Genomic DNA, 7,959 nt, shown 5'->3' with positions numbered 1-7,959 from the left:
GTACAGTATCGACAGTACTGACTACACTGTCGGGCAAGATAACGTGCAAAAGTGGGGGTTTGATGTTCATAACCCAGTGTTTGGCTTTAGCGCCGGATTTATTGCGCTATTTTTAGTCGCCGCTTTAGTCGTTGATCCTGAGGTTGCGAAGAGCGTGCTTGATGGCGTTAAATGGAAAATTATTGGCACTTTTGACTGGCTGTTTATTTGGTCGGGTAATCTTTTTGTGCTGTTTTGCTTAGGCTTGATTGTTTCTCCCTTTGGTAAAATACGTTTAGGTGGCCAAGAGGCGACAGCAGACTACTCTTTTATTTCTTGGCTCTCTATGCTGTTTGCCGCAGGGATGGGTATTGGTCTCATGTTCTGGAGTGTCGCTGAACCTGTGGCGTATTTTACCGGTTGGTATGAGACACCCTTAGGTGTTGCAGCTAACACACCCGAAGCGGCTAAACTAGCATTAGGTGCAACCATGTACCATTGGGGTTTACACCCTTGGGCTATTTACGGTGTGGTAGCGCTTTCCCTTGCGTTCTTTACTTACAATAAAGGGCTTCCGCTTTCTATTCGCTCTATTTTTTACCCGTTACTTGGCGATCGCGCTTGGGGCTGGGCAGGGCACATCATTGATATTCTGGCTGTATTAGCAACATTGTTTGGCTTAGCAACGTCATTAGGGCTGGGGGCTCAACAAGCGGCTAGTGGTATTCATCATGTGTTTGGCATTGATGCCGGAATGGGCTTACAAATTGTCGTGATTACCGTCGTTACTTTATTGGCAGTGGTCTCCGTGGTGCGTGGTATTGATGGTGGTGTCAAAGTCATCAGTAACATCAATATGATCGTTGCGTTCTTGCTGCTGATTTTGGTTGCACTGATTGGCTATACCGTAACCTTTTCATCCATTCCAACCACATTAATGGCGTATATTGAAAATATCATCCCACTCAGTAACCCGCACGGTCGAACTGATGAGGCTTGGTTCCAAGGTTGGACAGTGTTCTATTGGGCTTGGTGGATTTCATGGTCACCATTTGTTGGAATGTTCATTGCGCGAGTATCAAAAGGTCGTACTATCCGCGAGTTCCTCACCGCCGTATTATTAGTACCTACTGCTGTTACTTTGATCTGGATGTCTGTATTTGGTGGTTTGGCGATTGATCAAGTCATCAACAATGTTGGTCAATTAGGCGCGAATGGTTTGACCGAAGTGCCACTGGCGATGTTCCAAATGTTTGATGCACTGCCTTATGGCACGTTACTTTCAGTGATTGCGGTTGTGTTAGTGTTGGTATTTTTTATCACCTCATCAGATTCAGGGTCACTGGTCATTGATAGTATTACTGCTGGAGGCAAAGTGGATGCCCCTGTCTTACAGCGTATTTTCTGGGCGTTGATGGAAGGTGCTATTGCCGTAGCCTTGTTATGGATTGGTGGCACCAATGCTATTGAAGCGTTGCAGGCTGCGGCAATATCAACAGCGCTGCCATTTACCATCGTCTTACTATTGATGTGTGTGAGCCTATTATTGGGAATGCGAACCGAGCTCTTGAAACGTTAATTTCGACATTAATTTAAAAAGGCGACGAAAGTCGCCTTTTTTGATGTTTTTTTGACGATCGTCATTAGATTGTTTGACTAAAATACTAAGAAAAGCAAATGGTTATCTTGTGTCAGAATTCGACATATATTTCGTGCATCTTGTATTAAATCTGGTTAATATTCGCCTCCGTTCCTGTATCTAACATTCTGCAAACCAATGAAATTAACCTTAAAGCAAAAGCTAATCGGTGCCAGTCTTTCTGCCGTCGTCGTTATGGCGAGCGCGTTGACTTGGCTAGCCGCTGATCAACTCTTTGAACAAACTCGAAATGGCGTATATTCGCGGGCAGAAAGCTTGTCAGCTGCCGCTGCGAAAGGTATTTCGGACTGGATTGTGGTCCGTAAAGAGATCTCAACCGCTTTTAATGACTACACCGCTCAAGATGATGTCGTCCCTTTCTTACAGCAAGCTCGCAAAGCGGGTGGCTTTGATGATATTTTTTTTGGTACACCGCAAGGTGAGATGTATCGTTCACACCCTGAGCGTAACCGTGCTGACTATGATCCTCGCCAACGCCCTTGGTATAAAGATGCCGTTTCAGCGAATAAGCAAATTATCACCACCGCTTATAAAGACGCGATCACCAATGCACTGTTGGTGACAATTGCAGAGCCAGTGCGTCGCAATGGGCAATTTGTCGGCGTCGTTGGTGCCGATGTGTTAATCGATCAGCTCATCCAAGATGTCATCAGTTTAGATGCGGGCAAAAACGCCTACGCGATGTTAATTGATGCGCAAGATGGAACCTTTTTAGCGCATCCAGATAAGAATTTCTTATTAAAACCAGTGTCGTCATTGTCGAAGACGTTGACGATGAACATGATAGAGCAAGCAGTGGCTTCAGGTACCGTTGAAGACACGTCATTACAAGGTGTTGATAAGCTATTTTACTTCGCCAAAGTACCGCAAACCGATTGGATTTTTGCTATCCAAATGGATCGTGCAACGGAAGAAGCAGCGCATACATCCTTGCTCATTGACCTAATTGTGACTGCACTTGTGATTACTATTGCTGTGATTGTAATCGTCTCTTGGTTAGTGAGCTTTTTGTTTAGAGATCTTAGCCGAGTATCCAAAGCCTTAGAGGAAATTGCTTCCGGAGACGGTGATTTAACTCAACGTCTTGAACCAAGAAGCGATGATGAAGTTGGGCAATTAGCACAAAACTTCAATACCTTTGTCGGTAACATGCACACTATGGTTTCTAAACTCAGCTTTGTTTCTGCTGCGTTGTCTGAACAGTCAAAACAGACGGCCGCTCAAGCCAAAGAGCGTAGTGCGCGTATCCGTTTACAACAAGATGAAATTAATATGGTGGCTACGGCCATCAATGAAATGGCCGCAGCTACACAAGAGATTGCCGGTAACGCGGATCATACCGCTCAAAACTCTGGCGAAGCGGTAACGGCTTGCGTACATGGTTCGAATCAAGTTTCACAAACACAAGGTTCGATTCAAAATCTGGCTCAAGAAGTTCAAGTGGCCACTGATGTTATCCTTGAGCTGGAAGCACACGGTAAACATATCAATACGATTCTGGCGACTATTCAAAACATAGCAGAGCAAACTAACCTGCTAGCATTGAATGCGGCGATTGAAGCTGCACGTGCTGGTGAGCAAGGTCGTGGCTTTGCCGTGGTTGCCGATGAAGTTCGTGTGCTTAGCCAACGTACACATGCTTCGACAAAAGAAATTCAGCAGATGATCGAAACGTTGCAATCAACGACGGGTAAAGCGGTTGGCATTATGGGTGATAGCCGTATGCTTGCTGGAACCAGCGTAGATGATGCGAACGCCGCTGCAGCAAGTTTGATGCAAATTCATAATTCAGTTGAGCGCATCAGTGACATGGCGACGCAAATTGCCTCGGCCGCTGAAGAGCAAGCTTCTGTGACGTCGGAAATTACTCGCAACACGGAAGGGATCCGCGATGTTTCTAACGATCTTGCACAAGAAGCGCATGAAGCAGCAGCACAAGCATCACAACTTTCTGAGCTTTCGCATCAGTTAGAAAATGAAATTCGTCGCTTTAAGCTGTAAGTTCTAAGCGTAAAAGCCGAGATGTGATTAAAAAAGAGGAACCTAACATGGGTTCCTCTTTTTTTGCTCGTGTCGATCACGGTACTAAACCTTGAAAGAATCCCTTGAAAGGATAATCAAAAAGTTATAACCACAACGTTCGGACACTTTGCTGCCGATCAAAATGATGAGCGATTTGTGCTTGGAATAATTCCGCGGTGGCAATAGCATCAACTAAAGCGTGGTGTGGGGTGTACGCTGGTAGCCCATAACGCGCTCGCGCTTGCCCTAAACGCACTGATTGTGGTTTTTGCCCTTTTAACTGGTTCCATAAACCTCCATGTAACCGTTGTTGAATTTCCGTTTCCAATTGCAAAGTATCGATCACAGGGAACTCAATACCTTCACCTAATCGCACTTTTAATGCTTGATTGAGAAAGCTACGTTCAATATGACGGTAATGAACCACAACAATTTTTCCAGATAAGGCCTTCAGTATCGACTCCTGCACTTCTGCCAAATCTGGCGCATCTAAAATATCGTTGTGTGTGATGCCATGGATAACCACCGAATCCTCTTTTAACGCTTGGCGTGGCCGAACTATCCAATGTTTAGAGCGGTTTAGATAGATACGGTTTAAGGTAAAAGGCACCAAGCCAATGGTGATAATGTCATCATGCTGCGCACTTAAACCCGTTGTTTCCAAATCTAAAGCGACAAACTCTATTTCATCGATTGGCGTGCAACCCTTAGCAATCGGCCTTGAATAAAAATCTTTGAGTAACGGATGGTTAACCAACGACTGCTTATTGGCATATTTTGCTACCCAATCGATGCTCGGTTTTTGAAACCATTGTTTAATCATCACTCTCACTTAAAGTTATTGCTGGCTTGATAACGGAATTTCAAGAAATTTTGCGCATTGCTTAGGATTTGAAACGCATCTTTTAAGTTACGTCTTTCAAAATCAGATAGGTTTTCTGGCTCGATATTGTTATCTGGCTCTATTTCTTGTTCAACGTCAGCCGCTTGGTGGCGAATGCGTACCATAGCGATAAACTCCATTGCATCACGCAGATCTTGCGCCCGTCCTTTGGGTAGAATTCCGGCTTCAATGATGTCATCTAAACGTTCAAACGAGTTGGTAGAACGTGAACCGACAGCCAATGCATGCACACGGATTAAATCCGCTAACGGTGCCGTGCCGCGACGTTTTAAATTGATGGTGTTATTGTGTCGTCCATCTTTTTCCATCACAAAGTCTTTGAAAAACCCCAATGGTGGCGTGCGGTTCAGTGCATTTCGTGCAAGGCATGCAAGAAATCGATTATTTTTGCGTGCTCGACGGACAATAAACCCATTCAGTTGTTCTGCCCATTTGGTCCTGCCACACACTCCGTATAAGTCAAAAAAGATGGATGCATTCAATAGCGCTTTAGGGTTAGGGTTATCTATCCAATCGGCAAAGCAGGCTTCCCATTCTTTACGAGTCATACGCCACATCGGGTTGCTGGCCATAATGTCCCCCGTACAGTAGCTGTAACCGCATTGATCTAAGCTGTCGCAGACAAATTTGGCGAACGCTTCGAAATAAGCACCATGCTGTGTTTCTTCATAGCTATCGTCCAAAATTAAAGCGTTATCTTGGTCCGTGACAATTAACTGTTCATCACGGCCCATAGAACCCAAGGCTAAAAAGCAGTATGGAATAGGCGGCGAGCCTAGTAATTCTTCGGCAAGTTCAATGATTCTTTGTTTAAAGCTACGGCCAATCACTGACATCGCCGTGCCGATCATATGTGAGTTTGCATCTTCATTGACTAAACGAACAAAACTGTCTTTGACTTGGTGCGACAGTGTGGCTAACTCTTCAACGCTTTGTTGCTGGAAGATGCGACTGACGAGCAGCAATGAGTTTTGTGATTCGTAGCGAACAATGTCGGTCGCTTCAATGATACCGATCGGCTTTTTTTCTTTGAGTATAGGAAGATGATGAACATTGTACCGAAGCATTTTCAGCATGGCCTCATAGACATAAGCATTATGATCTAATGAGATAACCTCCGTTGTCATCACTTCCGTGACGAGGTGATTAGGATCGATGCCAACGGCTAATACACGCGTGCAGAGATCTCGGTCAGTCAGGATGCCGATTACCGGGCTGTTATCGTCGTCACTCTCTTGCAAAATATCAGGGTCAATCACCAGCAGTGAAGAGATACTCTCTTCCGCCATCTTGATCGCCGCATGTTGAATGGTTTCTGTTTTGTAAACGAAAGGGGCTTCTCGGCTGAGTAAGGTTCGTACTTTCGAGGTGGTGAGATCATTCTGCTCTGTTTTACTCAGTACGGCTTGGCGAAGGCGCGCGTTATCTTGCACTTCAACGAAATCAGCAAAGGAATCATAGTTGTCATATAAATCCTGAAACCTTGCCTCTGGAATACAATAAACCAGCGTATCTTCAATCGCTGTGACCGGAAAACGAACACGGTTATTGGTCAATAGCCCCATTTGACCAAATAAACCGCCTTCGGTTAGGCGGTTGTATAATTCGCCTTTGCGACGGTACACCTCGACGACGCCGCTGCGGATCAAATACAAGTCCTGGATATGATCACCAAAATGAATGATGGGTGTACCTTGTCGAAAATAGGAGATTTCTACGCTCTGCGTCACTTCGATCAGTGTTTCTTCAGGTAGTTCATTGAACGGTGGATACTGAGCAAGGAAGTTCTTGATTTCAATTAATTCTGCTTCCATGGAGGCTTCCTTGGGTTTCGGAGTTCATATTGTGGGATTCTGACGTCGTGAGCCAGCTAAACGATGTAACTTGTCAAAGGGATCCGGTTACATCGGTGGCATTGGACATAGGATTCAGAGAGTTATAGTACATGAAAAGAACGTGCTTTGCAGGCAAGAGGGGAAAGTGTACGCGCTTCGATGTGAATCAAGTGCCATTTCAGTGAATTGAAGATAAAAAAATAGCCGACAAGTGGCGGCTATTGTTGTCTATTTCTTATCATTATCGATTATAGAACCGCTGCAATACCTTTGCACAGTGGGCCCATATTCGATTTTGTCATGCCTGCCACACTGATACGGCCGGAACCGACGATGTAAATTGCCAATTCATCTTTCAGACGAGCAACTTGTTCCTTGTTCAAACCAGAAAAAGAGAACATGCCATTTTGACGTTCAATAAAGCTAAAATCAGCCTTCACACCTTCGGCTTTTAGGGTGGTAACAAACAGTTCACGCATCTCTTGAATACGTTCACGCATTTCCGTCACTTCGTTTTCCCATTCTGCGCGCAGTTCGGCGTTGTTGAGGATATAAGTAACGACCGCAGCACCGTGCGCTGGTGGGTTTGAATAAATGGAACGAATGATCGCTTTGATTTGTGAGAAAGCTGTTTCAGCAACATCTGTTGAGCCAGCAACGATGGTAAACGCACCCACGCGCTCATTGTACAAACCGAAGTTTTTAGAGAATGAGCTCGCCACTAAGATCTCTTTATTGTATTTCGCAAAAGTACGTAGGCCTTGTGCGTCTTCTTCAACACCTTTCGCAAAACCTTGATAAGCAAAGTCAAACAGAGGAAGAAGCCCTTTATCAGCGACTAATTTTGCTAACGTTTCCCACTCTTTATCGGTTGGATCAATGCCAGTTGGGTTGTGGCAGCACCCGTGTAGAAGAACAATATCACCCGTTTGAGCTTGCTCAAGATCGGTAAGCATCGCTGCGAAATCTTTATCTTTCGTTTCGGCATTGTAGTACGAATACTGCGTGGTTTCTAAACCAGCCGCATTAAAAACACCGTGATGGTTTGCCCATGTTGGGTTGCTGATCCACACTTTCACGTCGCCGATTTGACGCTTAATAAATTCACCTGCTACACGCAGTGCACCAGTGCCACCCGGCGCTTGCGCCGTTTTTGCGAGCTTTTGCGTCACAATTTCAGATTCATCGCCAAACAGGAGTTTTTGTACCGCGAGCCCATATTCAGCAGTACCTTCAATGGTGAGATAAGATTTGGTCTTTTCAGACTCAAGCAACGCCGCTTCCGCTTTCTTTACTGTCGCAAGAACAGGTGTTTCACCTGCTTCATTTTTGTAGATACCAACACCGAGGTTAATTTTTTCAGTGCGAGGATCTTTTTTAAACTCTTCGGTTAAACCAAGAATAGGGTCAGCCGGAGCTGCGACAACTTTTTCAAACATAATCATCATCCATGTAAAGTGTTAGAAGGGATTTTAGAAACATAAAATTAAGGTATTTATACCTTTATGAAATATCCGTTACAACACACAAAACAGAAAAACTGAAAATAATTTGTGTTG

5 protein-coding genes are annotated in these 7,959 nt (G+C 44.7%); 2 read left to right on the top strand and 3 right to left on the bottom strand.

Annotation, left to right across the window (positions count from 1 at the left end):
* Both B9J84_RS02360 and B9J84_RS02355 read left to right on the top strand, forming a co-directional pair.
* Positions 1-1,558: BCCT family transporter (locus B9J84_RS02360; protein WP_094123450.1), on the top strand; the 1,558-nt coding region annotated here is incomplete at its 5' end.
* Between the two features lie 198 nt (positions 1,559-1,756).
* Complete coding sequence (locus B9J84_RS02355) at positions 1,757-3,640, top strand: methyl-accepting chemotaxis protein (RefSeq protein WP_017044777.1); 1,884 nt, start codon at positions 1,757-1,759, stop codon at positions 3,638-3,640.
* A 124-nt stretch (positions 3,641-3,764) separates the two neighbouring features.
* Here the strand turns inward: B9J84_RS02355 and B9J84_RS02350 are convergent, their stop codons facing one another.
* From B9J84_RS02350 to B9J84_RS02340, 3 genes are all read right to left on the bottom strand, one after another.
* On the bottom strand, positions 3,765-4,484 hold the full coding sequence (locus B9J84_RS02350) for a 3'-5' exonuclease (RefSeq protein ID WP_202599105.1): 720 nt from the start codon (positions 4,482-4,484) through the stop codon (positions 3,765-3,767).
* 5 nt (positions 4,485-4,489) lie between these two features.
* Positions 4,490-6,379 carry a putative nucleotidyltransferase substrate binding domain-containing protein gene (locus tag B9J84_RS02345; protein ID WP_013856754.1) on the bottom strand — a complete coding sequence of 630 codons (1,890 nt, stop codon included), beginning with the start codon at positions 6,377-6,379 and terminating at the stop codon, positions 4,490-4,492.
* A 269-nt stretch (positions 6,380-6,648) separates the two neighbouring features.
* Positions 6,649-7,839 (bottom strand): amino acid aminotransferase, encoded by a 1,191-nt coding sequence (locus B9J84_RS02340; RefSeq protein ID WP_094123449.1) that lies wholly within the window; start codon positions 7,837-7,839, stop codon positions 6,649-6,651.
* Between the last annotated feature and the right edge of the window lie 120 nt (positions 7,840-7,959).

Source organism: Vibrio sp. V03_P4A6T147 (assembly GCF_002241085.1).
Lineage (GTDB): Bacteria > Pseudomonadota > Gammaproteobacteria > Enterobacterales > Vibrionaceae > Vibrio > Vibrio anguillarum.
Note: the sequence above shows the minus strand (reverse complement) of the source record. Positions and strands in the feature narration are given on the sequence as shown.